This is a genomic window from Pseudomonas sp. SDO524_S393, assembly GCF_054071875.1.
Window position 1 is genome coordinate 59,514 of sequence record NZ_JBSVVZ010000016.1, and the last position, 26,304, is coordinate 85,817.

Sequence of the window (26,304 nt, forward strand, 5' to 3'; positions counted from 1 at the left end):
GCGATGGCAGCACCCCGGTCTAGAGCGAAGCCATCTCGGTATCAGCCTCAACCACCTTCGCAACACTCAACTGCCGCATCTGCTCACACCCCCACAACACCCGCTCCGGTGTGGCCGGCGCATCGATCTTCGGCTGATGGCGATAATCACCCAGGCTCGCCACCGCATCCTTGATCGCGCACCACGAGGCGATCCCGAGCATGAACGGCGGTTCGCCCACGGCCTTGGAGTGGAACACCGTGTCTTCGGGGTTCTTGCGGTTCTCCACCAGCTTCACCCGCAGGTCCAGAGGCATGTCGGCCACGGCCGGGATCTTGTAGCTGGCCGGGCCGTTGGTCATCAGCTTGCCCTTGTTGTTCCACACCAGCTCTTCCATGGTCAGCCAGCCCATGCCCTGCACAAAACCGCCTTCCACCTGACCGATGTCGATGGCCGGGTTCAGCGAGGCGCCCACGTCGTGGAGGATGTCGGTGCGCAGCATCTTGTATTCGCCGGTCAGGGTGTCGACGATCACTTCGCAGCAGGCCGCGCCGAAGGCGAAGTAGTAGAACGGTCGGCCACGGGACTGGCTGCGGTCGTAGTAGATTTTCGGGGTCTTGTAGAAGCCGGTGCTCGACAGCGAGACCTGGGCGAAATACGCCTGCTGGATCAGCGCCTCGAACGTGAGGATCTGGTCACGCACGCGCACATGGCCATTGTGGAATTGCACATCCGCTTCGCTCACGTCGTATTTGCGTGCGGCAAATTCCACCAGGCGCTGCTTGATGGTTTCGGCGGCGTTCTGCGCGGCCTTGCCGTTCAGGTCGGCGCCGCTGGAGGCCGCCGTTGGCGAGGTGTTGGGCACCTTGTCGGTATTGGTCGCGGTGATCTGCACGCGGTCGATTTCCACCTGGAACACCTCGGCCACCACCTGCGCGACCTTGGTGTTCAGGCCCTGGCCCATCTCGGTGCCGCCGTGGTTCAAGTGGATGCTGCCGTCGGTGTAGATATGGATCAAGGCACCGGCCTGGTTGAGGAAACTGGCGGTGAACGAAATGCCGAATTTCACCGGAGTCAGGGCCAGGCCTTTTTTCAGGATCGGGCTGTGGGCGTTGTACAGGCGGATCGCTTCGCGGCGCTCGGCGTATTGGCTGCTGGCCTCAAGCTCGGCGGTCATTTCTTCGAGCATGTTGTGCTCGACGGTCTGGTAGTAGTGGGTGACGTTGCGCTCGGTCTTGCCGTAGTAGTTGACCTTGCGCACCTCCAGCGGGTCGAGGGCCAGATGGCGGGCGATGGCGTCCATCACTTCCTCGATGGCCACCATGCCTTGCGGGCCGCCGAAGCCGCGATAGGCGGTGTTGGAGGCGGTGTTGGTCTTGCAGCGATGGCCGTTGACCGTGGCGTCGCCCAGGTAATACGAGTTGTCGGAGTGGAACATCGCGCGATCGACAATCGAGTTCGACAGGTCCGGCGAGCAGCCGCAGTTGCCGGCCAGCTCCAGGTTGATGCCGTGCAGGCGCCCGCTGTCGTCGAAGCCCACGTCGTATTCGATATAGAAGGGGTGGCGCTTGCCGGTCATCAGCATGTCTTCGACACGTGGCAGGCGCATCTTGGTCGGCTGCCCGGTGAGGCGTGCGACTACCGCGCACAGGCACGCCGGGCTGGCCGCCTGGGTTTCCTTGCCGCCGAAACCACCGCCCATGCGGCGCATGTCGACGACAATCTTGTTCATCGACACGTCCAGCACCTCGGCCACCAGCTTCTGCACTTCAGTGGGGTTCTGGGTGGAGCAATAGACGATCATGCCGCCGTCCTCGGTGGGCATCACCGAGGAAATCTGGGTTTCCAGGTAGAAATGCTCCTGGCCGCCGATATGCAGGGTGCCCTGGATACGGTGTTTCGCCGTGGCCAGTGCGCCCGCCGAATCACCGCGCTGGTGGGTGTGGCTGTCGAGCACGAAGTGCTTCTTGCGAAACGCCTCGACTACGTCGAGCACCGGCTCCAGGTATTCGTATTCGATCACGGCGGCCATCGCCGCCTTGCGCGCGGTTTCCAGATCGCGGGCGGCAACCGCCAACACCACCTGGCCGACAAACTGTACGGTGTCGATAGCCAGCAACGGATCGCCGGGCATCAACGGGCCGATGTCCTTCAGGCCCGGCACATCTTCATGGGTGATGACGATGCGCACGCCTTCAAAGGCATAGCAGGGCGCGGTGTCGATGCTGAGGATTTTCGCGTGGGCGCGGTCGGACATGCGCGCATACAGGTGCAACTGGTTGGGGAATTCCAGGCGGTCATCGATGTACTGGGCTTCACCGGACACGTGCTTGGCGGCGCTGTCATGCTTGACGCTGCGGCCCACCCCGGAGGTGAGGTCCTGGGCGAACAGCTCGGCGAGTTCGGCCTGGGTTTTAACGACGGCGTGATGGTTAGACATAAGCGGTCACCCGAGTCTCGATGTGCGGCGTTTGCAGTTCGATGAAGTATTTGCGCAGCAGGTTTTGCGCACTGAGCAGGCGGTATTCCTTGCTGGCGCGGAAGTCCGACAACGGGGTGAAGTCCTGGGTCAGGGCGGCGCAGGCCTTTTCCACGGTAGCGGCGTTCCAGGTGGCGCCGATCAGCGCGGTTTCGCAGTGCTTGGCGCGTTTCGGGATAGCGGCCATGCCACCGAAAGCCACGCGGGCATCGCTGATCACACCGTTGTCGAGCGTCAGGTTGAAGGCGGCGCAGACTGCGGAAATGTCATCGTCCAGGCGTTTGGAGACTTTGTAGGCACGGAACAGCGCGTGGCCCTTGGGCACAATGATCTTCTCGATGAACTCGCTGTCCTGGCGGGCAGTGACACGGTAATCGATGAAATAGTCTTCCAGCGCCAGGGTGCGGCGGGTGTTGCCCTTGCACAGCACGATTTGCGCGCCCAGGGCAATCAGCAGCGGTGGCGAATCGCCAATCGGCGAGGCGTTGCCGATATTGCCGCCCAGGGTGCCCTGGTTGCGGATCTGCAGCGAGGCGAAACGGTGCAGCAGTTCGCCGAAGTCCGGGTATTCGTGGTCCAGCGCGGTGTAACAGTCGGAAAGGGCAGTGGCGGCGCCGATCTCCAGGCGATCCTCGAAGGACTCGATGCGCTTCATTTCTTCGATATTGCCGACGTAGATCATCACTGGCAGCGTGCGGTGGAACTGGGTGACCTCCAGCGCCAGGTCGGTACCACCGGCCAGCAGACGGGCTTGCGGGTAGGCGTCGTAGAGGTCGGCCAGGTCGGCGACGGTCAGGGGCACCAGGCAACGTTTGTCGCCACTGTTGAGTTCGCCGGTTTGGGTGGGGGCGATAGCCTTGAGGCGCGCGATGGTCTGGGCTTCACGGCTGTCGAACTGGTCTTGCGGTTTGTTGCAGCACGCCTGTTCGGCGGCGGCCAGGATCGGGCGATAGCCGGTGCAGCGGCACAGGTTGCCGGCCAGGGCTTCATGGGCTTTCTGGCTGTCGGGGGCGTCGCTGTTCTTTTGCAGGGCAAACAGCGACATCACGAAGCCCGGGGTGCAAAAGCCGCACTGCGAGCCGTGGCACTCCACCATGGTTTGTTGCACGCTGTGCAGTTGGCCCTGGTGCTTGAGGTCCTCGACGCTGATCAGTTGTTTGCCGTGCAGGGATGACACAAAGGTCAGGCACGAGTTGAGGCTGCGATAACGAATCTGTTCGGTGCCCTGTTCATCGGTGTGCAACTCGCCGACCACCACGGTGCACGCACCGCAATCGCCGCTGGCGCAGCCTTCCTTGGTACCGGATTTGCCCAGGTGCTCGCGCAGATAGTTGAGCACGGTCAGGTTGGGGTCCAGGGCATGCTCGCTACGGAGTTCCTGGTTGAGTAAAAACTGGATCACGGAAGGCCTCGCAGACTCATTATTGTTGTTAACCGCTTTGCGCCGAATCTAGTCATGTCTGACTTTTCGGTCAATGATTTTCTGACCGAAAGGTCAAGAAATTGCGATTACAACCTGTTCAAGTATGGTCCAGTCTCCTGGAACCGGCGTTTTTGGCGATTTCCAGGCTTTAAGGGTTGCGTATTTCATGCCAAATTCAGCCGCGTGGGCCTAGCGCCATCAGCCGGGCATTTGCGCTACACTGCCGCGCTTGTACCGATAGATGATTTTGAAGGGAAAACATGACGTTCAAGGCGCCGGACAGTCTCGCCGAGCAAATCGCTCACCACCTCGCCGAACGTATCATTCGCGGCGAACTCAAGCCTGGGGAGCGGATCCAGGAACAGAAGGTCACGCTGGCGCTGAACGTCAGCCGTGGTTCCGTGCGCGAAGCCCTGCTGATTCTCGAACGTCGCCACCTGATCGCGATCCTGCCGCGCCGTGGCGCCCACGTCACCGAACTCACCGCCCACAAGGTGCAGAGCCTGTGCACGTTGATGGGTGAGCTGTACATCCTGCTGGCCAACGCGGTTGCCAGCGGCTGGCAGAGCCACGCCGACATGGCGCCGTTCCTGCAGATCCAGCAGCGTCTGGTCAGCGCCTACGACCGTCAGGACATCCGCGCCTTCGTCGCCGAAAGCTTCAATGTGATGCGCCCGGCGTACCCCTTCGCCAACAACCCGTACCTGCAAGAGACTGTCGAGAACCTGCAGCCGGCGATGAACCGTGCCTATTACCTGGCCCTGGACCAGCGCAAGGCCTCGATGAGCGAATACCTGGTGTTGTTCGAGCAACTGCTCGCCGCCGTCCTGGCCCGTGACCTGGTGCAAATTCGCCTGGTGCTGTCGGCTTACGGCCAGCGCAGTTGCTCGTTGATCATCGCTGCGTTGGCGGACGCCTAAACGTGCGGCTCAAGTGCATCAAACTGGCGGGGTTCAAATCCTTCGTCGACCCGACCACGGTGAACTTCCCCAGTAACATGGCGGCGGTGGTCGGGCCCAACGGTTGCGGCAAGTCGAACATCATCGACGCCGTCCGCTGGGTGATGGGCGAGAGCTCGGCCAAAAACCTGCGCGGCGAGTCGATGACCGACGTCATCTTCAACGGCTCCACCAGCCGCAAGCCGGTGAGCCAGGCGAGCATCGAGCTGGTGTTCGACAACTCCGACGGCACCCTCATCGGCGAATACGCGGCCTATGCCGAGATTTCCATTCGCCGCAAAGTGACCCGCGACAGTCAGAACAGTTACTTCCTCAACGGCGCCAAGTGCCGCCGCAAGGACATTACCGACATCTTTCTGGGCACTGGCCTGGGCCCGCGCAGCTACTCGATCATCGAGCAGGGCATGATCTCCAAGCTGATCGAGGCCAAGCCCGAAGACCTGCGCAACTTTATCGAAGAAGCCGCCGGCATCTCCAAATACAAGGAGCGCCGTCGCGAGACCGAAAACCGTATCCGCCGCACCCACGAAAACCTGGCGCGCCTGACCGACCTGCGTGAGGAGTTGGAGCGCCAGCTTGAACGCTTGCATCGCCAGGCCCAGGCAGCGGAGAAGTATCAGGAATACAAGGCCGAAGAACGCCAACTCAAGGCGCAGCTCTCGGCCCTGCGCTGGCAGGCGCTGAATGACCAGGTGGGTCAGCGCGAAGCGATCATCGGCACCCAGGAAATCAGCTTCGAAGCCCTGGTGGCCGAACAGCGCAATGCCGACGCCAGCATCGAACGCCTGCGCGACGGGCACCATGACCTGTCCGAGCGCTTCAATCTGGTGCAGGGGCGCTTCTATTCGGTGGGCGGCGATATCGCCCGCGTCGAGCAAAGCATCCAGCATGGCCAGCAGCGCTTGCGCCAGTTGCAGGATGATTTGAAAGAAGCCGAGCGCGCGCGCCTGGAGACCGAGTCTCACCTGGGCCATGACCGCACCTTGCTGCTGACGCTCGGCGAAGAGCTGGACATGCTCACGCCCGAGCAGGAAGTCACCAGCGCCGCCGCCGAAGAAGCCGCCGCTGCGCTGGAAGAGTCCGAAACCACCATGCACGGCTGGCAGGAGCAGTGGGACGCCTTCAACCTGCAATCCGCCGAGCCACGCCGCCAGGCCGAAGTGCAGCAGTCGCGCATCCAGCAACTGGAAACCAGCATGGAGCGCCTGGCCGAACGCCAGCGGCGCATGCAGGAAGAGCGTGCGTTGCTCTCCGCCGACCCGGAAGATGCCGCGATCCTGGAACTCAGCGAGCAACTGGCTGAAAGCGAGATGACCCTGGAAGAGCTGGAGGCCAGCGAAGAGCAGCAAGTGGAACGCCTGGAGCAACTGCGTCAGCAATTGCAACAGGCAACCCAGGCGCAGCAACAGGCCCAGGGCGATCTGCAGCGCCTCAATGGTCGCCTGGCCTCCCTCGAAGCCTTGCAGCAAGCGGCATTGGACCCCGGCACCGGCACCGCCGAGTGGCTGCGCGACCAGCACCTGGCCGAGCGCCCACGCCTGGCTGAAGGCTTGAAAGTCGAAGCTGGCTGGGAACTGGCGGTAGAAACCGTACTGGGTGCCGACCTGCAAGCGGTGCTGGTGGATGATTTCGGCGGTTTTGACCTGACAGGCTTCGCCCAGGGCGATTTGCGTTTGCTCAGCCCGGCGGCGGACGGCACGCGGGTGCCGGGCAGCCTGCTGGACAAGGTTGAGGCCGCGATTGATCTGGCACCGTGGCTGGGCCAGGTCAAACCGGTGGACTCCCTGGAACACGCGTTGGCTCAGCGCGGCCAGCTGGCTGCCGGTGAAAGCCTGATCAGCCGCGATGGCTACTGGGTGGGGCGGCACTTCCTGCGGGTGCGCCGCGCCAGTGAAGCGGAAAGCGGCGTGCTGGCTCGCGGCCAGGAAATCGTCAACCTGATCGCTGAGCGTGAAGAACGCGAAGCTACCCTTGAGGGCCTGGAAACCCAGTTGCAAACCCTGCGCGCCACCCAACGCCAGCAGGAAACCGGCCGCGAACACCTGCGTCGCCTGTTGCAGGACGAGGCGCGCCAGCAAGGCGAGCTCAAGGCCCAGCTTTCGGCGAGCAAGGCCAAGGTGGAGCAATTGTCCTTGCGTCGCACCCGTCTCGATGAAGAAATTGCCGAGATGGGCGAGCAACGTGCCCTGGAGCACGAACAGATCGGCGAAGCGCGTGTGCATTTGCAGGACGCGCTCGACAGCATGGCTCTCGACACCGAGCAGCGCGAATTGCTGCTGGCCCAGCGTGACAGTCTGCGTGAACGCTTGGATCGCGTACGCCAGGAAGCCCGCCAGCACAAGGACCACGCCCATCAGTTGGCGGTGCGCCTGGGCTCGCTCAAAGCCCAGCACGCGTCGACGGCCCAGGCCCTTGAGCGTCTGGAGATGCAGTCCGAACGCCTCACCGAAAAGCGCGAGCAATTGAGTCTCAACCTGGAGGAGGGCGAAGCGCCGCTGGAAGAGCTGCGGCTCAAGCTCGAGGAATTGCTCGACAAGCGCATGACTGTCGACGAAGAACTCAAGACCGCGCAGATCGCTCTCGAAGATGCAGACCGTGAACTGCGCGACGCGGAAAAACGCCGGACCCAGGCCGAGCAGCAATCCCAGCTGATCCGCGGCCAGCTCGAACAACAGCGCATGGAATGGCAGGCCCTGACCGTGCGCCGTAAAACCCTGCAAGACCAGTTGCTGGAGGACGGCTACGACCTGCACGGCGTGCTCAACACCCTGACCGCCCAGGCCAGCGAGCAAGAAGCCGAAGAAGAACTTGAGCGCATCGCCGCGCGTATTCAACGCCTCGGTGCGATCAACCTCGCGGCCATCGACGAATACCAGCAGCAATCCGAGCGCAAGCGTTATTTGGATGCTCAGGATGCCGACCTGGTCGAAGCCCTGGACACCCTGGAGAACGTGATCCGCAAGATCGACAAGGAAACCCGCAACCGCTTCAAGGATACCTTTGATCAGATTAATGGCGGTTTACAGGCGTTATTCCCGAAAGTTTTCGGTGGTGGCAGCGCTTACTTGGAACTGACGGGCGAAGATCTACTCGATACTGGGGTGACGATCATGGCGCGGCCTCCGGGCAAGAAGAACAGCACCATCCATTTGTTGTCCGGTGGCGAGAAAGCCCTGACCGCATTGGCCCTGGTATTTGCCATCTTCAAGTTGAACCCGGCGCCGTTCTGCATGCTCGACGAAGTTGACGCCCCGCTGGATGACGCTAACGTTGGACGGTACGCGCGGTTGGTGAAAGAGATGTCCCAGACCGTGCAGTTCATCTATATCACCCACAACAAGATCGCCATGGAAATGGCCGATCAGTTGATGGGGGTCACGATGCATGAGCCGGGCTGTTCGCGTCTGGTGGCGGTGGATGTGGAAGAAGCGATGGCGATGGTGGAATCCTGACCTGCGCTTTGCAGGAGAATTTTCGGCGCGCGGTAAGGTCTTTTGCAGGTCGCGTAAAGATGGCCTAACGACATAATTGTTCGAAGGCATTTTGACAGACGGTGTAAAGTTATCTTTGGTCGTGCTAGTTTAATGTCAATTTTGCGTATGCGTGGGCAAAACGTCAGTCAGAACATAGAGTTGGCGCCACGTTTTAAAGCGGTTTGCACAGTGCTAAACCCCTTATTTTTCAGCATTTTTTATTAGAGGCACGGGATTACATGGAAATCGGTCTGCGCGAGTGGCTGATCGTCATCGGCATTATTGTCATTGCCGGTATTCTTTTTGATGGCTGGCGCCGCATGCGCGGTGGCAAGGGCAAGCTCAAATTCCGTCTGGACCGAAATCTGTCCAACCTGCCCGATGACGACGGCAATGCCGAGCTGCTGGGCCCGTCCCGCGTGCTGGACACCCACAAGGAGCCGCAACTGGACGAGCACGACTTGCCGTCGATGAGCGCGCCGGTGCGTGAAGCCCGCGAGCCGTCCGCCAAGCGTGGGAAACGCGCTGCTACTGCGGTGGCCGAGCCCCACCAGGGCGACCTGAACCTGGACGTGGACGAAGGTCCGAGCTTCAGCAGCCGCGACGATGATTTCCCCGATGAGAACATTGGCAAGCAGGCGTCGCGTCAGTCCGTGAGCGATCAGCCGGCGGCCGAAGAAGTGCTGGTGATCAGCGTTATTTGTCGTGATGCGGCTGGCTTCAAGGGCCCGGCGCTGTTGCAGAACATCCTCGAAAGCGGCCTGCGCTTCGGCGAAATGGACATCTTCCACCGCCACGAAAGCATGGCCGGCAACGGTGAGGTGCTGTTCTCCATGGCCAACGCGGTCAAGCCGGGTACCTTCGATCTGGACGATATCGACCTGTTCAGCACCCCGGCGGTGAGCTTCTTCCTCGGCCTGCCAGGCCCGCGTCACCCGAAGCAGGCCTTCGACGTGATGGTGGCGGCGGCGCGCAAGCTGTCCCAGGAACTGAACGGCGAACTCAAGGACGATCAACGCAGCGTCCTGACCGCCCAGACCATCGAGCATTACCGTCAGCGCATCGTCGAGTTCGAGCGTCGCGCCCTGACCCAGAAACGCTGAGTAACATAAGCGCACCAACATTTGAGCAGCTTCGGCTGCTCTTTTGCTTTATGAGAGAACACCCATGACCGCCGCCCACACCCGCATCCTCGAACTGCGCGCTGAACTGGATCAGCACAACTACCGTTACCACGTCCTCGACGAGCCGAGCATTCCGGACGCCGAGTACGACCGACTGTTCCACGAGCTCAAGGCCCTGGAGGCCGAGCATCCGGAACTGGTCACCCGGGACTCACCGACGCAGCGGGTGGGCAGTGCGGCGCTGTCGGCGTTCACTCAGGTCAGGCACGCAATTCCCATGCTCAGCCTGGGCAACGCGTTCGATGAAAGCACCATGCTGGAGTTCGATCGCCGGGTCACCGAGGGCCTTGACCTACCGGTAGGTGATCTGTTCGGCGGCGGTGCGGCGGTGGAGTACAGCTGCGAGCCCAAGCTGGATGGCCTGGCGGTCAGCCTGCTGTATGAAAATGGCGAGTTGGTGCGCGGCGCTACCCGGGGGGATGGCACTACCGGCGAAGACATCAGCGTCAACGTGCGCACCGTACGCAATATCCCTTTGAAACTGCACGGCAGTGGCTGGCCGGCGACCCTGGAAGTACGTGGCGAAGTGTTCATGTCCAAGGCCGGTTTCGAGCGGCTCAATGCTTCTCAACTGGAAGTCGGCGGCAAGACCTTCGCCAACCCGCGCAATGCCGCCGCCGGCAGCTTGCGCCAGTTGGACTCGAAGATTACCGCCAGCCGCCCGCTGGAATTCTGCTGCTACGGTGTGACCACCGACCTCAGCGACACCCACATCGGCAACCTGCAACAGCTGAAAAAATGGGGCATGCCCATCAGCCACGAGCTGAAGCTGGCCAAGGGCATTCAGGATTGCCTGGACTATTACCGCGACATCGGCGAGCGACGTAACAGCCTCGCCTATGAAATCGACGGCGTGGTGTTCAAGGTCAACAGCATTGCGTCCCAGCGTGAACTGGGCTTTCGCGCCCGCGAACCGCGCTGGGCCATTGCCCATAAATTCCCGGCCATGGAAGAACTCACCGAACTGCTCGACGTGGAGTTCCAGGTCGGCCGCACCGGCGCCGTAACCCCGGTGGCGCGGTTGAAACCGGTCAAGGTCGCGGGTGTCACCGTGTCCAACGCCACCTTGCACAACATGGACGAAGTGGCGCGCCTGGGCTTGATGATCGGCGACACCGTGATCATCCGCCGTGCGGGTGATGTGATCCCGCAGGTGGTGTCGGTGGTCGCCGAACGTCGCCCGGAAAATGCCCGCGCCGTGCAGATCCCCGAGAGTTGCCCGGTGTGCGGCTCCCATGTGGAGCGCACGCAACTGGTCAAGCGCAGCAAGGGCAAGGAAACCGTCAGCGAAGGCGCGGTGTACCGTTGCGTCGGGCGCCTGGCCTGTGGTGCGCAGCTCAAGCAGGCGATCATTCATTTCGTCTCGCGCCGCGCCATGGACATCGACGGCCTGGGCGACAAGACCATCGAGCAACTGGTGGACGAAAAACTCATCGGCTCGCCGGCGGATCTCTACAAACTCAAGTACGAGCAGATCATCGACCTGGAAGGTTTCGCCGACATCTCCAGCAAGAAGCTGATCACCGCCATCGAAAACAGCAAGAGCCCGACCCTGGCACGGTTTATCTACGCGCTGGGCATTCCCGATGTGGGCGAGGAAACCGCCAAGGTGCTGGCGCGCTCCCTGGCCTCCCTGGAGCGGGTACAGAAAGCCTTGCCGGAAGTGCTGACTTACCTGCCGGATGTGGGCCTGGAAGTGGCGCATGAGATTCACAGTTTTTTCGAAGACAGCCACAACCAGGACGTCATCGGCGCGCTGTTGTCCCCGGATGAATGCGCGCTGCAATTGCAGGATCAGGGCGAGTTGAGCGCGGAGTTCGCCGCCAGTACCACCCTGGGCGGCCTGCTCGACAAGCTGCACGTGCCCAGCGTCGGCCCGGGTGCTGCGCAGAAACTGGCGGACAAGTTCATCACCCTGGAAGGCGTGATCAAGGCCGACTGGCTGGATATGCGCCAGGCGTTGCCCGAGAAACAGGCCAAGGCCGTGCGCGATTTCTTCGATAACCCGGACAACGCCAACCACGCCCTGGCCATCGAGCAACAGCTCAAGGACTTCGGCATGCACTGGCAGAGCGAGAAAAAGGTGGTCGAAGGCTTGCCGGAAGCCGGGCACACCTGGGTGCTCACCGGCTCCCTGGAGCTGATGAGCCGCGACGTGGCCAAGGACAAGCTGGAAAGCCTCGGCGCCAAGGTGGCCGGCTCTGTGTCGGCGAAGACCCACTGCGTGGTCGCCGGCCCGGGTGCCGGTTCCAAGCTGGCCAAGGCCAGCGAGCTGGGCCTGAAAGTGCTGGATGAAGAAGCATTCGTCGCCTTCCTCGCCAAACACAACATTTCCGTCTGATTGGGACTTTGTGGTGAGCGGGCTTGCCCCGCGCCGGGCTGCGAAGCAGCCCCAAACCCAGGCGCCGCGATCCTCCTGAAACATTGCAGCGCCCTTGTTGGGGCGGCTTCGCCACCCAGCGCGGGCAAGCCCGCTCACCACACGCGTACGGAACGATTTCGAAGGGAAATTGATCTAGTCTCTGTCTTCCAGGGAGAGATCGCCATGTTCCGCTACTTCGAGCAGCTCAGTTCGCGCATCGCCGCCCCGTTCACGGCAGGCCGCAACAGTAAGGTGTGGCAGTGCCGCTGCGGGCAATCCCTGTTCTTTCGCAACAGCCAATGCCTGGCGTGCCAGGCGCTGCTGGGTTATCAGCCCCAGCAAGCCCGGCTGGCGTCCCTGCAACCGGGCCCGGTGGAAGGCACCTGGCTGCAAGACGATAACCATGAAGCCGGGGCGTTTCGCCGCTGCGCCAACCTGGACACCCCGGCGGCCTGCAACTGGCTGATCCCGGCCCACAGCACCGCCACGCTGTGCGTGGCGTGTAGCCTGAACCGCACCATCCCCGATCTATCCATCCCGGAAAACCACGAACGCTGGCGCAAAGTGGAGACCGCCAAGCGCCGCCTGGTGGCGCAGTTGATCAGCCTCGGCCTGCCCGTGGTGCCCAAAAGCGTCGACGAGGACACCGGCCTGGCTTTCGACTTCGTCGGTATCGACCTGGAAGGCAACGTGCCCATGACCGGCCATGCCAACGGCCTGATCACCCTGGATATCAAGGAAGCCGACGACGCTCACCGGGAAAAGGTCCGGGTCCAGATGCGCGAGCCCTACCGCACCTTGCTCGGGCATTTCCGACATGAGGTCGGCCATTACTATTGGGATCGGCTGATCGCCACGACTCAATGGATCGAACCCTTCAGACACCTGTTCGGCGACGAACGCGCCAGTTATGCCGACGCCCTCGACCAGCACTACCAGAACGGCCCACGCCCGGACTGGCAACAAACCTGCGTCAGTGCCTACGCCACCATGCACCCCTGGGAAGACTGGGCCGAAACCTGGGCCCACTACCTGCACATGATGGACGCTGTCGACACCGCGCTTGGCTTCGGCATGAGCGCCCGCGAGATGGACCTGGATTACCAGCCGTTCCCCCTCACCAGCCTCTACGACCCGACACACCCTGGCGGGCCGGCGTTCCTGTCATTCGTCAACGCCTGGATCGAGCTGGCCGGCATGCTCAACGAACTGTCCCGCAGCATGGGCCAGCCGGATTTCTACCCCTTTGTCCTGCCGCCTGCGGTCATCGCCAAGCTGCACTTCATTCACTTGGTGATCCAGGAAGAGGGTGGCCGGGCGGATGAGGTGGTACAGGCTCAATAATTCGCTGGATGTGCGAGCGGGCTCGCCGCGATGGCCTCCCGATGGTCGCTCAGATGCACCGAGTCACCCGCATCGCGGGCAAGCCCGGCTCCCACAGGGTGTTAGGGTGCGCTCGGGGGCACCGACAAGTGCTTGAGCCTCTTCATATTTTTAAACCGACATCAGCGGTTGTAACTTCCTATGAGATCGGTACAATGGCCCCGCTTGCCGAGAGGCAAGTGTCGTTATGGTGACCCCATCGGTCCCCCCGCAACGATTACCCGTGAACCTGGTCAGAGCCGGAAGGCAGCAGCCACAGCGGGAACATTGTGTGCCGGGGTGTGGCTGGTGGGGTTGCCTCCATAGCGCTCCTTCTTGCAGTATCTCCTTCGCGTCACACTCCAAAGAACTTCCAACCAGTCCACGCAATGTTCTGCTGCGCGGTGCATGACGGCTGTTTCACAACGCCTGTCGTGTCTTCCCCAAGCCATGAGGATGTATGCACTCGGAACACTTTGACTTATCCAGCCCCGTCTTCCTGCCTGTCACCTTTGAAACCGCCAAAGGTGTGTTGGACGCGGCCGACGCGAAATCCCTTCTCTCTCTCTCCGATCCGGAGCTGGCGGCGGTTCTGGTTATTCAGAACCTGGCGCAAGTGGCTGAAAAGGACCTCACCGCCGGCGCGGCGGAGAAGGTGCTGGCCAGGCTGATGGGGTGGGCTGTCGATAACCGGCAGGCAGGGGGTGACGGCTTGCAGTCGGAGGCGCAGCGTCTGTTCGACCCGCGCAAGTTGTACTTCGGCCTGGAAAACGTCAAAAAGCTGAAGCTGCGTTTTCTCCTTGAGGATGAGGTCCGGGCGCAAGGTTATTTGTTACCCGATGGCAAATGGGACTTTGACTACAAGCTGCGCCACCTTCAGGGCAATAATCCGTTTCGCCAGCAGATGGTCACGCCCCGGCATCGCGAGCGCTGGCTGAGTGCCGAGCAGGACAAGCTGGTCAGGACCTTTCGTGCCAATCTGGATGAGGACTTGCACGTGCAGGGCTATGCCGGGATCGGCAAAAGCCATCTGATCGGTGCCTTGGTGGAGTGTCTGCGGCCCGGTGTCACGCTGGTGCTGGCGCGCACCGGCGGCAAGCTGGCAACGCTGTGCGCACGCACGGGGCTCTCTCCCGAAGGGCGTTCGGTGCTGACTTTCGCCGCGTTTGCCAGGGGCCTGTTGTACGGTCCAAGGCCTCAACCGCAGGCTTCAGGTACTCGCCTGCCAGGCAAGCGGGCGGTGGCGCAGGAACTGAATATCCTCGGTTTTCGCGGGCACGACGCCCAGGCTACGCTGGACCTGTGCCTCAAAGTGCTTGAAGGCTATTGCCATTCCGCCAGCCACACGTTGACGGCCCGCCACCTGCCGTACTTCCAGCTCGCGCTGTCCAACGTCGAGTCCCGGGTGCTGCTGGAGTATTCGGCCCGTCTGTGGACGTACCTGGAGGCGAACCCGGCATGGGGTCGGCAGACCGGCTTCGAGACGCTGCTGATGATCAAGCGGGCCAGTCTGGCCGGTGGCGTGGTGCCGCCTCGGTATACCCACGTGCTGATCGACGAAAGCCAGGACATCCCGCCGTCGCTGTTGCAGATCATCGAGCGTGGCCGGCAGGCGCTGATCACACTGGGAGACGAGTACCAGCGGGCCAGTGGCACCCTGGCCAAGCGAACGCGCGAAGTGCGCCAGAGCAACGTCACGTTCTCGGTGCGCTCGGGTCGAAATATCGAGCGGCTGGTCAACCCGTTGATCAGCCTTCACACCGAGAAGAGCAAGGAGCTGTTCGAAGGCGCTCGCGACGCGGACGTGGGCATCGAGTTGTACCCGGAAGGTTTCGTGCCGCCCGAGGGCTGTGTGGTGTTGACCGCTTCCCATTGGGACACGATGAAGTGGGCCGTCCAGTTGCAGGATGCCCATTGTGCGTTCAGCTTCGTGGACAAGGCGGCGCAGGACGATCTCACGCTGTTCATGATGACCGCCATCGCGTTGTTCAAGCCGGACTTCTACAGCGATGACTACACCGAGAAGGGCCCCCATCCGTACTTCAGCGACATGGCGGACTGGCGTCAGGTGCGTGATGCAGCCCAGTTCGATGCGTCGTTTGCCTGGATCGACGCCAAGCTGGAAGAAGGCTTCTACGTGTCCGACGTCACCCGCTTGAACAGGCCGAATGGCCGCCCCGGTCAGCGCTGCATGCTGATGCTGGCGCAGGAAGCCGGAGGGCTGGAATTCGATCGGGTCCTGCTGACCCCCGAACTGCTGACCAACACGAAGTTCAAGGATGCGTATGAGTTCGACCAGCGCATTTGTGCGGTCTACATCGCGGTGTCCCGTGCCAGGCTCCAGCTGTATCTGCCCTATGACGTGGTCGACTGGATCGATTACCACAAGTATCAGAAATTCCGTGAGTCACACGGTTATTGATTGAGCCGGGATTAAAGGCCTGGAAAACCCACGAGCTTTTCACAACTTTCAATCCCGTCGCTTTACAACCCAAAACTGCCTTGTTAGTTTGCGCCAGCCACTTGTTTCAGAGTATGACAAGGGCGCGGACTTGATATTGAAGTGCTATCACTTCTTTAACTAACAAGGATGTCTGTCATGAAAAGCCTGCAAGGGTTGCCCCGTCTTATCAGTGCTTCGGTAGGCGCTCCGGGCAAAGCCCGCAACTTGCCCGCCGATGTGCAGTGCATCCAGTACCTGTTCAATTTGATCATTCCCAAACTGGGTTTTCCGTTGGCCGAAAACGGCAAGTGCGACGGCCAGCTGGTGCAGTGCATCAGCCAGTATCAGTTCCGCCATCTCAAATATGCCCACCCCGACGGCGTGATCGACCCCACGGGCCGCACCTTCAACAGCTTGATCGAAGAAGCGGTGAAGGTGCCGGTGAAAGCGTTTCCGACGATGCGCATTCCGAGCTTTCTCAACGTATTCGGCAATAACAACGGCGACGCCGTACAGGCCACGGTCAATGTGTACCTGGACCGCATGCGCGCAATGATCGAAGCCGAGCGGCGCAACCGGCAATTGATGCTCCAGGCCACGTGCGACGGGGGCATGACCCTCAGCGAGACGGACTTCCAGAACGCCGCCACACAATTGGGCAACGGTATTTCCGTGAACATCATCAAGGCCTTCGCCACCGTGGAGTCCGGCGGACGTTCGGGATTCGGGCCGGCCAAGTTGCCGGTGATCGCCTTCGAAGGGCATCTGTTTCGCAAGTACACCAAGCACATCTACGACCAGGCTCACCCGCTGTTGTCCTATCCCTACAAGAAGAAGGCCGGGCCGCAGTGGCAGACCAATAACAAGGACCAGACCAAGGCTTGGGAAACCATGGCTACCGCGTTTGGCCTGGACCAGGAGGCCGCGTTGATGTCGGCTTCGTGGGGCATGTTTCAGATCATGGGTTTCAACTATGCCTCGTGCGGTTACAAGACCGTATTTGAATTCGCGGCGGCATTAAAGGTGAATGCCGGCAACCAACTAAAGGCGTTTCTCGGTTTTTGCAGCAAGAGCCCGGCCTTGATGAAGGCCATGAAAGCCAAGGATTTTACCGGCATGGCCTTGAACTATAACGGCGAGGACTACGGCAACTACGACGTCCTGATGAAAAAAGCCTATGACAAACTGGAAGGGAAACATTAAATGACCCGTTTTCTCGCGATTGGTGTGCTGTCGTTGTGTGCCGTGGTACCTGCCTTCGCAGGCACTGCTTCGTTGCACTCGGGCAAGTACGAAGGGTTGATGCTGGCGGTCACGCCGGACCATCAGGTGGAGGGCTTCTACACCGAAGCCATGGGCGAGGGCGTGAGCCGCAGTTGTTCGTTCTACCTGCAAGGCAAGCCCGGCGCGCTGACCACCTGGCGCAAAGACGTCTTTCCCGGCAGCGTGGCCGCCTCGTCCGATGGCGTGACCCTGACCGTGGAACAGGGCCGTCAGCATCCCGGTTGCCTCAATGTGCTGATGCCCGAAATCGCCACCGGCCTGGAGCTGAGCCAGACCGCCAACAAGAACTGGATCGGCCTGGTCACGGTTGCCGCCGACAAGGCCTACCTGCTGAAAAACCCGGGTACCAACACTGCCAAGCGTCCGTACATCGTCAAGAATGATGTGGTCGGCGTGCTGGCCTACAAGGACGGCTGGGCCCAGGTCGAGTTCATCAACGCCGATGACCGTTCGTTCACTGGCTGGATCAAGCAGGACCAGTACACCCGGTTGGCTGCGCCGAAGAGCTGATCAGCCGAAGGTTTCGCGCAATAGCCCGGCGAACGCATCCCGCGCCAGATGCCGCTGGGTGTCCTTGTGCCAGAACAGCAGGTTGTCCACCGCTTGCAGTTCGTCGAAGCGGTAGGACGCCAGCTGATTGGCCTGCTCATAGCGGGCCAGGATGCCTTCCGGTGCCAGCGCCACGCCAATCCCTGCACTCACACAACCGATGATCGTGCCCCAACTGGCATAGCTGGCGATGGCCGGTTTGAAGTCATGGGGCTTGACCCAGTTTTCCAGCGCCGCCCGATAAGGACACCCGGTGGGCCAGACCAGCAAGGTACGCCCGGCCAGGTCGGCGGCGCTATGGATCGGCGCGCTGGAGGCACTGGCGATCAGCACCAGGCGCTCGCTGTAGACCACGCTGTGTTCGAGCTTGGCGCGCTTGCTGCCGCAGGCCACCAGCGCCACATCCAGGCGGTGGTGTTGCAAGTCGTCGAGCAACGGGCCCCAGGCGCCGGTGACCAGTTCAAGGGTGACGTCGGGATAGCGTCGGTGGTATTCGGCCAGCAGTGGCGGCAAACGGCCGCTGGCGCTGGACTCCACGGCACCGATGCGCAGGGTGCCACGGGGAATGGCGTTGGCGTCCACGGCGCGCTTGGACTCGTCCACCAGCGCCAGGATGCGCTCACAGTAATCCAGGAAAATCTCCCCCGCGGCGCTGATCGCCAGTCCGCGACCGGCGCGGATAAACAGCGGCGTGCCCAATTCGCTTTCCAACTGCTTGATGCGCGTAGTGATGTTGGATGGCACGCAATGCAAGAGCTGGGCGGCCTGGGCCACGCTGCCGGTTTGCGCCACGGCTCTCACCATTTTCAGTTGGGCCAGTTCCATTGCTCAGTTCCAGTGATTTCAGAAGTCAGAAACGGTTAATTGTCCTGCGCCTTGCCTGGGCCAAGACTGACGGCATTCCTTCCTGTTTCTGGACGCTGCCGATGAATTCCCCGTCACCCCTGAAGCTTACGCTAGTCATCGCCAGCGTCATCCTTTGCTGGGCTTATTCGCCGATCGGTGTGCACATGGGCCTGCACAGCTACAGCCCTGGCCAACTGGCGCTGCTGCGGTTTCTGATCGCGTCGGTATTCATGGGCGGGGTGGCGCTGGTGGCGGGTATCGGTCGGCCACGCTTGCGCGATCTGCCTTGGTTGCTGGTGTTGGGCTTCTTCGGCGTGTTCCTGCACCACACCAGCCTCAACTATGGGCAGCAATGGGTGACAGCGGCGGCGTCCAGCGTGTTGGCGCAGTCGGCGCCGCTGTTCAGTGTGCTGATTGCGTTTTTTGTATTGAAGGAGCGGGTCAGCGCCTGGCGCTGGAGTTGTTTGCTGCTGGGGTTGTTCGGCGTGCTGGTGGTGATCTGGGGGGACCATGGCATGGGCGACATCGATCCGCGCGGCTTGCTGATTCTGCTGGCGGCGCTGTCGTGGAGCCTGTACTTCGCCATTCAGAAACACTACGCCCATCGCTACAGCCCGCTGACCATGGCGTGCTACATGGTGTGGGTGGGCACGCTGATGCTCTGCGTGAACCTGCCGGGCCTGCCCGCCGCCGTGGTGCACGCACCGTTGGCGGAAAACCTGGCGGTGCTGGTGCTCGGCATATTTCCCAGTGCGCTGGCGTACCTGGCCTGGGGCTATGTGCTCAAGCATGTCGAGGTCAGCCGCGCGTCGGCGGCGATGTACCTGATTCCACCGGTGGCGATGGGCATGGCCGCGACGTTGCTGGGCGAGCACATTGCCGTGCAGGTGATGCTCGGCGGCGTGATCGTGCTGGCCAGCGTCGCGGCCATCAGCCTGGAAGGGCGCTGGCGGCGGTCAGCTGTTCTCGTTCACGCAGAACGCCCGCAAGCGATGGCCGTCGAGGTCCTCGGCGACAAAGGTGTAGCCGAAGTCCAGGGCGGTCGGTGACTGGATGATCGTTGCGCCGCGCTCGACCCATTGGGCGTGCAAGGCATCGATGGCGCCCGGGTCGGGCAGGGAGAACCCCACCTCGCTGCCGCCGCCCGGGGCCTGGGCCTCGGGTTTGGCGGCGTGACGTGCCCACAGGCCAAGCTTCACGCCGTCAGCCAGGTTGAACAGGGCGAACGTGGGATCGAGGATCACCGGAGGTGTATCGAGCAGGCGGCTGTAGAAGTTGGCGCTGGTGGCCGTGCTGTCGACGTAGAGCAGAAAGTAATGAGCGAGGGTGTCCATGGGGTTTCCTTGAGAACTGATGAGTAGGCAGGTGCCAGTCTAGGGGGCGGCCTTGTCAGTTCTTGTCAGGAGTGTGTTCGCCGGTGTACAGCCGGATGATCTCGTCGATTTCTCCCGACATCTTCATGCGCAACAAGGTGCGCAGGATGTGTTGCACCGGTACGTTCGGGTCATTGCGCACGATGCAGCCCAGGCTTTGCTCGTCGATCACTGCAACCTGGTGCAGCCGTTTGGCGACCGGCATGCGCTGGTTGAAGCGTTCCAGGATCCATTCGTTGCTGACCGCGTACTTGAAGCGACCGGCCACCAGCTTGTGCAGCACCTGTTCCTCGCTGCGGGCGTCATCGCGGGTGAGCTGGCCGCTGGCGAACAGCGGGTCAAGGGTGGCGTAGCGGTAATTGAGCACCGTCCCGATCGATTGCGGCGGCAAGTGGTTCAGGTGCAAGGGCTGGGCCGGCACGCGGGCGCTCACCAACACGTTGCGTTGCACCATCAGCGGTACGCTCCAGGTGTAGTCGCCGGACAGGTTGTCGAGCCAGGCCTGGGAGACGTAGCAGCGTACGTCGATTTCACCGTGCTCCATGGCGCCGGCGATGCGCGCCCGCGCCAGCACATGGAATTCGGCCGGGTGGCCGACCTGGGTGGCCAGGCTCAGCATCAGGTCATACAAAATGCCTTGGGTGGGCCGGCCCTCCTCGAGTTGCACCATGGGCATCGCCCAGCTGTCGGAAATCGCGAAGCGCAGCGGGGCAGGCGCCGCCAGGCTGGCCGTGGTAATCATCCATAAAGCGCCCAGGACTACGCGCATAGACTCTCCGGGTTCAGGCCTTTTCGGGGCCACTCAGGAGAGCTTAGTCAGATTAGGCGAGCGTGCCGGATGCAATTTCCCCCTTGCTCCGCTAGCATTACCGGCCTCTGCTTCCCAGTTGCGACGGTTTTCGATGAGTTATCAGGTTCTTGCACGTAAATGGCGCCCGCGCTCGTTCCGCGAAATGGTCGGCCAGACCCATGTGCTCAAGGCTCTGATCAATGCCTTGGACAGCCAGCGGCTGCACCACGCCTACCTGTTCACCGGTACGCGGGGGGTGGGCAAGACCACCATTGCGCGCATCATCGCCAAGTGCCTTAACTGTGAAACCGGCATCACCTCCACGCCCTGCGGCACCTGCTCGGTATGCCGGGAAATCGACGAAGGGCGTTTCGTCGACCTGATCGAGATCGACGCCGCGAGCCGTACCAAGGTCGAAGACACCCGCGAGCTGCTGGACAACGTGCAGTACGCGCCGAGCCGTGGCCGCTTCAAGGTCTACCTGATCGACGAAGTGCACATGCTGTCCAGCCACTCGTTCAACGCCCTGTTGAAAACCCTGGAAGAGCCGCCGCCCTACGTCAAATTCATCCTCGCCACCACCGACCCGCAGAAACTTCCTGCAACGATTTTGTCGCGGTGCCTGCAGTTCTCCCTGAAGAACATGACCCCCGAGCGGGTGGTCGAGCATTTGACCCACGTGCTGGGTGTCGAGAACGTGCCGTTCGAAGACGACGCATTGTGGTTGCTGGGCCGCGCCGCCGACGGTTCGATGCGCGATGCCATGAGCCTTACCGACCAGGCCATCGCCTTTGGTGAAGGCAAGGTCATGGCCAGCGACGTGCGTGCCATGCTCGGCACCCTGGACCATGGCCAGGTGTTCGACGTGCTGCACGCGCTGCTCGACGGCGATGCCAAGGCGCTGCTTGAGGCCGTGCGCCACCTGTCGGAGCAGGGCCCGGACTGGAACGGCGTGTTGTCCGAGATTCTCAATGTGCTGCACCGCGTGGCCATTGCCCAGGCCCTGCCCGACGGTGTCGACAACGGCCATGGCGACCGCGACCGCGTATTGGCCCTGGCCCAGGCGCTGCCCGCCGAAGATGTGCAGTTCTACTACCAGATGGGCCTGATCGGCCGTCGGGACCTGCCCCTGGCGCCGGACCCGCGAGGCGGGTTTGAGATGGTCCTGTTGCGGATGCTCGCCTTCCGGCCTGCCGATGCGGCAGACGCGCCGAGACAGCCGCTAAAGCCAGTGGGGATCAGCCAGGCCACAGTTGATTCCGCCAAACCAGTGGCTGGCGCGGCCGTTGTCGCTCCAGTGGCTGTCGCTCCGGAGCCGGTTGCCCCCGCGCCTGCGCCCGTGGTGGCCGCGCCGGTAGTCGAGCCGGAACCTTTGCCAGAGCCAGAGCCGGCTCCGGTGGTCGATTTGCCCTGGAACGACCCGGTCGACGCCGAAGTCGAGCAGCAACCCGCTGTGGAGCCGGTGCTGGAAACCACTGGCGAGCAGCCCGAACTGACGCCCATGCCCACGCCGACCCCGGACAGCGTGGTGCCGGATGCACCCGAGTGGGTCAGCGCGCCGGTTCCCGAGCCGACCGTCGCCCAGGTGGAGGCTGCCATTCCCGGCATCGACCTCGACGACGAGCCGCCGCTGGACGAAGACTACATCGAGCCGGACATGGATTCGGCCTACAGCTACCTGGATGACATGGCCAGCGAGCACACCGCCGAGCCGGCTCCGGAGCCCGAGGCGGAACCGGCTGCCGCCCCGGCTACCGGCCTGGCCTTGCAATGGCTGGAGCTGTTCCCGAAATTGCCGATTTCCGGCATGACCGGCAGCATCGCGGCCAACTGCACACTCATTTCCATCGACGGCGACCACTGGCTGTTGCACCTGGACCCGGCCCACAGCGCCCTGTTCAACGCCACCCAGCAACGCCGTCTGAATGATGCACTGAACCAGTACCATGAGCGCACGCTGACCATCGCCATCGAGCTGATCAAGCCCGAGCAGGAAACCCCGGCCCAGGCCGCGACCCGCCGGCGCCTCAACCGTCAGCGCGAGGCCGAGGAGTCGATCCACGGTGATCCGCTCATCCAGCAAATGATGCAACAGTTCGGTGCGGTCGTCCGTCACGATACTATTGAACCTGTCGAAGCCCCGGTGCCCCAGGCGTCCTGACACCGGGCTACTTACTTGATCCACGTACTTTGAGGTGATTCCCATGATGAAAGGTGGCATGGCCGGCCTGATGAAGCAGGCGCAGCAGATGCAGGAAAAGATGGCCAAGATGCAGGAAGAACTGGCCAACGCCGAAGTCACCGGTAAAGCCGGCGGCGATATGGTCAGCGTGGTGATGACCGGTCGCCACGACATCAAGCGCGTGAGCATCGACCCAAGCGTGCTGCCGGGTGTCGGCGAAGACGATCTGGAAATGCTCGAAGCCTTGTTCGCTGCGGCCGTCAACGACGCTGTGCGCAAGATCGAAGCCAACAGCCAGGACAAAATGTCCGGCGTGACCGCCGGCATGCAACTGCCGCCGGGCATGAAGCTGCCGTTCTGATCGGCGAGCGTTAGCTAGACTCCAATGCCAGGCCCCGTGCCTGGCATTTTTTTTGGGTTATTCAGTTGCACCTCGGTGTGCATCGTTCCCATGCTCTGCGAGGGAATGCCGGCCTGGACGCTTCGCGTCCAATCTGAACCCTGACCCAGCCAGCACGGTCTGCACCCTATACCGATGGATTCGATAAAAGGAGCCTCTGATGCCTCAAGAACTGACCCTCAACCAGCGCATCGTTCTGGTTTCACGCCCCCAGGGCGCGCCGACCCCGGAAAACTTCCGCCTGGAGCGCGTCACCCTGCCGGAGCTGGCGGACGGCCAGGTGCTGCTCAAGACCCTCTACCTGTCCCTCGACCCCTACATGCGCGGGCGCATGAGCGATGCGCCGTCCTACGCAGCGCCGGTGGAAATCGATGAGGTGATGACCGGTGGCGCTGTCAGCCGAATCGAACAGTCGCGCAACCCCAAGTTCGAGGTGGGTGACCTGGTGGTTGGCTCTACCGGCTGGCAGAGCCACAGCATTTCCGATGGACGAAACCTGGTGCCGGTGCCGCGTGGTCTACCGAGCCCTTCCATGGCCCTGGGTGTGTTGGGCATGCCGGGCATGACCGCCTATATGGGCTTGATGGACATCGGTCAGCCCAAAGCGGGGGAAACCCTGGTGGTGGCTGCTGCTTCCGGCGCGGTGGGGTCGGTGGTGGGGCAGGTGGCCAAGCTCAAGGGCCTGCGGGTGGTGGGCATCGCCGGAGGCGCTGACAAGTGCCGCTACGTGGTGGACGAGCTGGGGTTCGATGCCTGTATCGATCACAAGAGCCCAGGGTTCGCCGAGGAACTGGCGCTGGCCTGTTTCAAGGGCGTGGATATCTACTTTGAAAACGTCGGCGGCAAGGTGTTCGACGCCGTAGTGCCGCTGCTCAACGCCAAGGCGCGCATTCCCCTGTGCGGGCTGATCGCCAGCTACAACGCCCATCAGCCGCCCAGCGGCCCGGATCGGCTGCCGGCGTTGCAACGCACACTGTTGACCAAGCGTGTGCGCATCCAGGGCTTTATCGTGTTCGACGACTATGGTGACCGCCAGCCCGAATTCCTCAGTGCCATGGCGCCCTGGGTACGGGACGGCAAGATCAAGTTCCGCGAAGACGTGGTCGACGGTCTTGAGCAAGCGCCCGAAGCCTTTATCGGTTTGCTGGAGGGGCGCAACTTCGGCAAGTTGGTGGTGCGCATTTGACGCTCATCCGGGGCGCGGGTATAAACCGCGTCTCGTTGTTTTGTCGGACCCTTGCCCATGAGCTTCAGCCCCCTGATTCGCCAACTGATCGACGCCCTGCGTATTTTGCCGGGCGTGGGCCAGAAAACCGCCCAGCGTATGGCGCTGCAACTGCTGGAGCGTGACCGCAGTGGCGGTGCCCGGTTGGCCCAGGCCCTGAGCCAGGCCATGGAGGGCGTGGGCCACTGCCGGCAGTGCCGCACCCTCACCGAAGAAGAACTCTGCCCGCAATGCGCCGACCCACGCCGCGACGACACGCTGCTGTGCGTGGTGGAGGGGCCGATGGACGTGTATGCGGTGGAACAGACCGGCTATCGCGGTCGCTATTTTGTGCTCAAGGGGCATTTGTCGCCGCTGGACGGCCTGGGCCCCGAGGCCATCGGCATTCCGCAATTGGTGGCGCGTATCGAAGAACAGGGCACCTTCACCGAGGTGATCCTGGCCACCAACCCCACGGTGGAAGGTGAGGCGACCGCGCATTACATCGCCCAGTTGCTCACCAACAAAGGCTTGATCACTTCGCGCATCGCCCACGGCGTGCCGTTGGGAGGCGAGTTGGAACTGGTGGATGGCGGGACGCTGGCGCATTCCTTCGCAGGCCGCAAGCCCATCGCGCTCTAGAGCGCGGCACAAATCAAAACGTGGGAGCTGGCTTGCCTGCGATAGCATCACCGAGACTGTTTCTGATAAACCTCGGTGTCTGTATCGCAGGCAAGCCAGCTCCCACATCTGTTTTGTACAGTAAGTGAGATTGGCATCAGGCTTGATAACCAAGCAAGCGCTTGGTAATTTCGCTCCACCTCTCCGTGGAGCTTGCCGATGTCTGCCTTTCAGGACTACTTCGACCCCAGCCACCAATTGGTCCGCGACAGCGTGCGCCGTTTTGTCGAGCGCGAGATGTTGCCGGGCATCGAGCAGTGGGAAGAGGCGCAAGGCTTTCCCCGTGAGCTGTACCTCAAGGCCGGTGCGGCGGGGATCCTGGGTATTGGTTATCCCGAAGCGCTGGGCGGCAGCCACGAGGGCGATCTGTTCGCCAAGGTAGCGGCCAGCGAAGAGCTGATGCGCTGCGGCTCGGGCGGGGTGGTGGCCGGTTTGGGGTCGCTGGATATCAGCTTGCCCCCGGTCGTCAAATGGGCCCGGCCCGAAGTGCGTGAGCGAGTGGCGCCCCAGGTGCTGGCCGGAGAGAAAATCATCGCCCTGGCCGTGACCGAACCGGGCGGCGGTTCCGATGTGGCCAGCTTGCAAACCCGTGCCGTTCGTGACGGCGATCATTACCGCGTCAGCGGCAGCAAAACCTTCATTACCAGCGGTGTCCGTGCCGACTATTACACCGTGGCGGTCCGCACGGGCGGGCCTGGTTTCGCGGGAATCAGCCTGTTGTTGATCGAAAAAGACACGCCCGGTTTCACCGTCGGCCAGCCCCTGAAAAAAATGGGCTGGTGGGCGTCGGATACCGCCGAGCTGTTCTTCGACGACTGCCGGGTGCCTGTGGGCAATCTCATCGGCACCGAAAACATGGGCTTTGCCTGCATCATGGGCAATTTCCAGAGCGAGCGTCTGGCCCTGGCGCTGATGGCCAACATGACCGCGCAGATGGCCCTTGAGCAAAGCCTCCAATGGGCCGCCCAGCGCGAAGCGTTCGGCAAGCCCATCGGCAAGTTCCAGGTACTCAAGCATCGCCTGGCCGAGATGGCCACTGCCGTGGAAGTCTCCCGGGAATTTACCTACCGGCAGGCGGCAAAAATGGCCACTGGCATCAGCGTGATCAAGGAGATTTCCATGGCCAAGAACCTCGCCACCGACACCGCCGACCGCGTCACCCATGATGCTGTGCAGATCTTCGGCGGCCAGGGCTACATGCGCGGCAACCTGGTGGAGCGGCTGTACCGTGACAATCGCATTCTGTCCATTGGGGGTGGGACGCGCGAGGTGATGAATGAAATCATCGCCAAGCAGATGGGGCTTTGATCTTGTGTTGTTCTTGAGAGCTT

19 protein-coding genes and 1 other RNA gene are annotated in these 26,304 nt (G+C 62.2%); 15 read left to right on the top strand and 5 right to left on the bottom strand.

The window, feature by feature from the left end; translation table 11 throughout:
- Positions 1-19: 19 nt before the first annotated feature.
- Together xdhB and xdhA are read right to left on the bottom strand one after the other, a co-directional pair.
- Entirely contained in the window at positions 20-2,419 is a 2,400-nt protein-coding gene (gene xdhB / locus ACW9IB_RS09685; RefSeq protein ID WP_457413402.1) for a xanthine dehydrogenase molybdopterin binding subunit, read from the bottom strand.
- Positions 2,412-3,860 (bottom strand): xanthine dehydrogenase small subunit, encoded by a 1,449-nt coding sequence (gene xdhA, locus ACW9IB_RS09690; RefSeq protein ID WP_457413403.1) that lies wholly within the window; start codon positions 3,858-3,860, stop codon positions 2,412-2,414. Before xdhA ends, xdhB begins: the two co-directional genes overlap by 8 nt.
- Positions 3,861-4,141: 281 nt before the next feature.
- On the opposite strand from xdhA, the gene ACW9IB_RS09695 reads away from it, so the two are divergent.
- The 9 genes from ACW9IB_RS09695 (at position 4,142) to ACW9IB_RS09735 (ending at position 17,458) form a co-directional block, all read left to right on the top strand.
- The gene (locus ACW9IB_RS09695) at positions 4,142-4,801 is read left to right on the top strand and encodes a GntR family transcriptional regulator (RefSeq protein WP_457368648.1); all 660 of its coding nucleotides are present in this window, start codon (positions 4,142-4,144) and stop codon (positions 4,799-4,801) included.
- 2 nt (positions 4,802-4,803) lie between these two features.
- Complete coding sequence (gene smc, locus ACW9IB_RS09700; RefSeq protein ID WP_457368647.1) at positions 4,804-8,292, top strand: chromosome segregation protein SMC; 3,489 nt, start codon at positions 4,804-4,806, stop codon at positions 8,290-8,292.
- A gap of 260 nt (positions 8,293-8,552) precedes the next feature.
- Entirely contained in the window at positions 8,553-9,416 is an 864-nt protein-coding gene (gene zipA / locus ACW9IB_RS09705) for a cell division protein ZipA (protein WP_457413405.1), read from the top strand.
- A gap of 64 nt (positions 9,417-9,480) precedes the next feature.
- Positions 9,481-11,838, top strand: coding sequence for an NAD-dependent DNA ligase LigA (gene ligA / locus ACW9IB_RS09710; RefSeq protein ID WP_457413407.1), 2,358 nt, complete (start codon positions 9,481-9,483; stop codon positions 11,836-11,838).
- Positions 11,839-12,042: 204 nt separating this feature from the next.
- Entirely contained in the window at positions 12,043-13,203 is a 1,161-nt protein-coding gene (locus tag ACW9IB_RS09715; RefSeq protein WP_457413409.1) for a zinc-binding metallopeptidase family protein, read from the top strand.
- Positions 13,204-13,439: 236 nt separating this feature from the next.
- An RNA gene (gene ffs / locus ACW9IB_RS09720) (signal recognition particle sRNA small type) lies at positions 13,440-13,536 on the top strand.
- A gap of 145 nt (positions 13,537-13,681) precedes the next feature.
- Positions 13,682-15,643 carry a hypothetical protein gene (locus tag ACW9IB_RS09725; RefSeq protein WP_457413410.1) on the top strand — a complete coding sequence of 654 codons (1,962 nt, stop codon included), beginning with the start codon at positions 13,682-13,684 and terminating at the stop codon, positions 15,641-15,643.
- A 177-nt stretch (positions 15,644-15,820) separates the two neighbouring features.
- Positions 15,821-16,867 carry an N-acetylmuramidase family protein gene (locus tag ACW9IB_RS09730; RefSeq protein WP_457368639.1) on the top strand — a complete coding sequence of 349 codons (1,047 nt, stop codon included), beginning with the start codon at positions 15,821-15,823 and terminating at the stop codon, positions 16,865-16,867.
- The gene (locus tag ACW9IB_RS09735) at positions 16,868-17,458 is read left to right on the top strand and encodes a hypothetical protein (RefSeq protein WP_457413411.1); all 591 of its coding nucleotides are present in this window, start codon (positions 16,868-16,870) and stop codon (positions 17,456-17,458) included.
- On the opposite strand, the gene ACW9IB_RS09740 is transcribed toward ACW9IB_RS09735, so the two are convergent.
- The gene (locus ACW9IB_RS09740) at positions 17,459-18,322 is read right to left on the bottom strand and encodes a LysR family transcriptional regulator (protein ID WP_457368637.1); all 864 of its coding nucleotides are present in this window, start codon (positions 18,320-18,322) and stop codon (positions 17,459-17,461) included.
- Positions 18,323-18,423: 101 nt separating this feature from the next.
- Between ACW9IB_RS09740 and ACW9IB_RS09745 the strand changes: the two genes are divergently transcribed.
- Positions 18,424-19,392 (top strand): DMT family transporter, encoded by a 969-nt coding sequence (locus ACW9IB_RS09745; RefSeq protein ID WP_457368636.1) that lies wholly within the window; start codon positions 18,424-18,426, stop codon positions 19,390-19,392.
- Here the strand turns inward: ACW9IB_RS09745 and ACW9IB_RS09750 are convergent.
- Both ACW9IB_RS09750 and ACW9IB_RS09755 read right to left on the bottom strand, forming a co-directional pair.
- Positions 19,300-19,677: a VOC family protein gene (locus ACW9IB_RS09750; protein WP_457413412.1), complete on the bottom strand. Its 378-nt coding sequence runs from the start codon at positions 19,675-19,677 to the stop codon at positions 19,300-19,302. The two genes, ACW9IB_RS09745 and ACW9IB_RS09750, sit on opposite strands and share 93 nt — an antisense overlap.
- Before the next feature lie 55 nt (positions 19,678-19,732).
- Positions 19,733-20,485 (bottom strand): substrate-binding periplasmic protein, encoded by a 753-nt coding sequence (locus ACW9IB_RS09755; protein ID WP_457413414.1) that lies wholly within the window; start codon positions 20,483-20,485, stop codon positions 19,733-19,735.
- A gap of 133 nt (positions 20,486-20,618) precedes the next feature.
- Between ACW9IB_RS09755 and dnaX the strand changes: the two genes are divergently transcribed.
- From dnaX to ACW9IB_RS09780, 5 genes are all read left to right on the top strand, one after another.
- The gene (gene dnaX / locus ACW9IB_RS09760) at positions 20,619-22,667 is read left to right on the top strand and encodes a DNA polymerase III subunit gamma/tau (RefSeq protein WP_457413415.1); all 2,049 of its coding nucleotides are present in this window, start codon (positions 20,619-20,621) and stop codon (positions 22,665-22,667) included.
- Between the two features lie 43 nt (positions 22,668-22,710).
- The gene (locus ACW9IB_RS09765; RefSeq protein WP_003193199.1) at positions 22,711-23,049 is read left to right on the top strand and encodes a YbaB/EbfC family nucleoid-associated protein; all 339 of its coding nucleotides are present in this window, start codon (positions 22,711-22,713) and stop codon (positions 23,047-23,049) included.
- Positions 23,050-23,248: 199 nt separating this feature from the next.
- Positions 23,249-24,274, top strand: a complete 1,026-nt coding sequence (locus ACW9IB_RS09770) for an NADP-dependent oxidoreductase (protein ID WP_457368631.1) — start codon at positions 23,249-23,251, stop codon at positions 24,272-24,274.
- A gap of 57 nt (positions 24,275-24,331) precedes the next feature.
- On the top strand, positions 24,332-24,934 hold the full coding sequence (recR, locus tag ACW9IB_RS09775; protein ID WP_176996300.1) for a recombination mediator RecR: 603 nt from the start codon (positions 24,332-24,334) through the stop codon (positions 24,932-24,934).
- A 198-nt stretch (positions 24,935-25,132) separates the two neighbouring features.
- Positions 25,133-26,281 (top strand): acyl-CoA dehydrogenase family protein, encoded by a 1,149-nt coding sequence (locus ACW9IB_RS09780; RefSeq protein WP_457413416.1) that lies wholly within the window; start codon positions 25,133-25,135, stop codon positions 26,279-26,281.
- Positions 26,282-26,304 lie beyond the last annotated feature (23 nt).

Coding starts and splice junctions, on each gene's coding strand:
- xdhB (WP_457413402.1), bottom strand. CDS start 2,419: ATGTCTAACCATCACGCCGTCGTTAAAACCCAGGCCGAACTCGCCGAG.
- ACW9IB_RS09695 (WP_457368648.1), top strand. CDS start 4,142: ATGACGTTCAAGGCGCCGGACAGTCTCGCCGAGCAAATCGCTCACCAC.
- zipA (WP_457413405.1), top strand. CDS start 8,553: ATGGAAATCGGTCTGCGCGAGTGGCTGATCGTCATCGGCATTATTGTC.
- ligA (WP_457413407.1), top strand. CDS start 9,481: ATGACCGCCGCCCACACCCGCATCCTCGAACTGCGCGCTGAACTGGAT.
- ACW9IB_RS09715 (WP_457413409.1), top strand. CDS start 12,043: ATGTTCCGCTACTTCGAGCAGCTCAGTTCGCGCATCGCCGCCCCGTTC.
- ACW9IB_RS09725 (WP_457413410.1), top strand. CDS start 13,682: ATGCACTCGGAACACTTTGACTTATCCAGCCCCGTCTTCCTGCCTGTC.
- ACW9IB_RS09730 (WP_457368639.1), top strand. CDS start 15,821: ATGAAAAGCCTGCAAGGGTTGCCCCGTCTTATCAGTGCTTCGGTAGGC.
- ACW9IB_RS09735 (WP_457413411.1), top strand. CDS start 16,868: ATGACCCGTTTTCTCGCGATTGGTGTGCTGTCGTTGTGTGCCGTGGTA.
- ACW9IB_RS09740 (WP_457368637.1), bottom strand. CDS start 18,322: ATGGAACTGGCCCAACTGAAAATGGTGAGAGCCGTGGCGCAAACCGGC.
- ACW9IB_RS09745 (WP_457368636.1), top strand. CDS start 18,424: ATGAATTCCCCGTCACCCCTGAAGCTTACGCTAGTCATCGCCAGCGTC.
- ACW9IB_RS09750 (WP_457413412.1), bottom strand. CDS start 19,677: ATGGACACCCTCGCTCATTACTTTCTGCTCTACGTCGACAGCACGGCC.
- ACW9IB_RS09755 (WP_457413414.1), bottom strand. CDS start 20,485: ATGCGCGTAGTCCTGGGCGCTTTATGGATGATTACCACGGCCAGCCTG.
- dnaX (WP_457413415.1), top strand. CDS start 20,619: ATGAGTTATCAGGTTCTTGCACGTAAATGGCGCCCGCGCTCGTTCCGC.
- ACW9IB_RS09765 (WP_003193199.1), top strand. CDS start 22,711: ATGATGAAAGGTGGCATGGCCGGCCTGATGAAGCAGGCGCAGCAGATG.
- ACW9IB_RS09770 (WP_457368631.1), top strand. CDS start 23,249: ATGCCTCAAGAACTGACCCTCAACCAGCGCATCGTTCTGGTTTCACGC.
- recR (WP_176996300.1), top strand. CDS start 24,332: ATGAGCTTCAGCCCCCTGATTCGCCAACTGATCGACGCCCTGCGTATT.
- ACW9IB_RS09780 (WP_457413416.1), top strand. CDS start 25,133: ATGTCTGCCTTTCAGGACTACTTCGACCCCAGCCACCAATTGGTCCGC.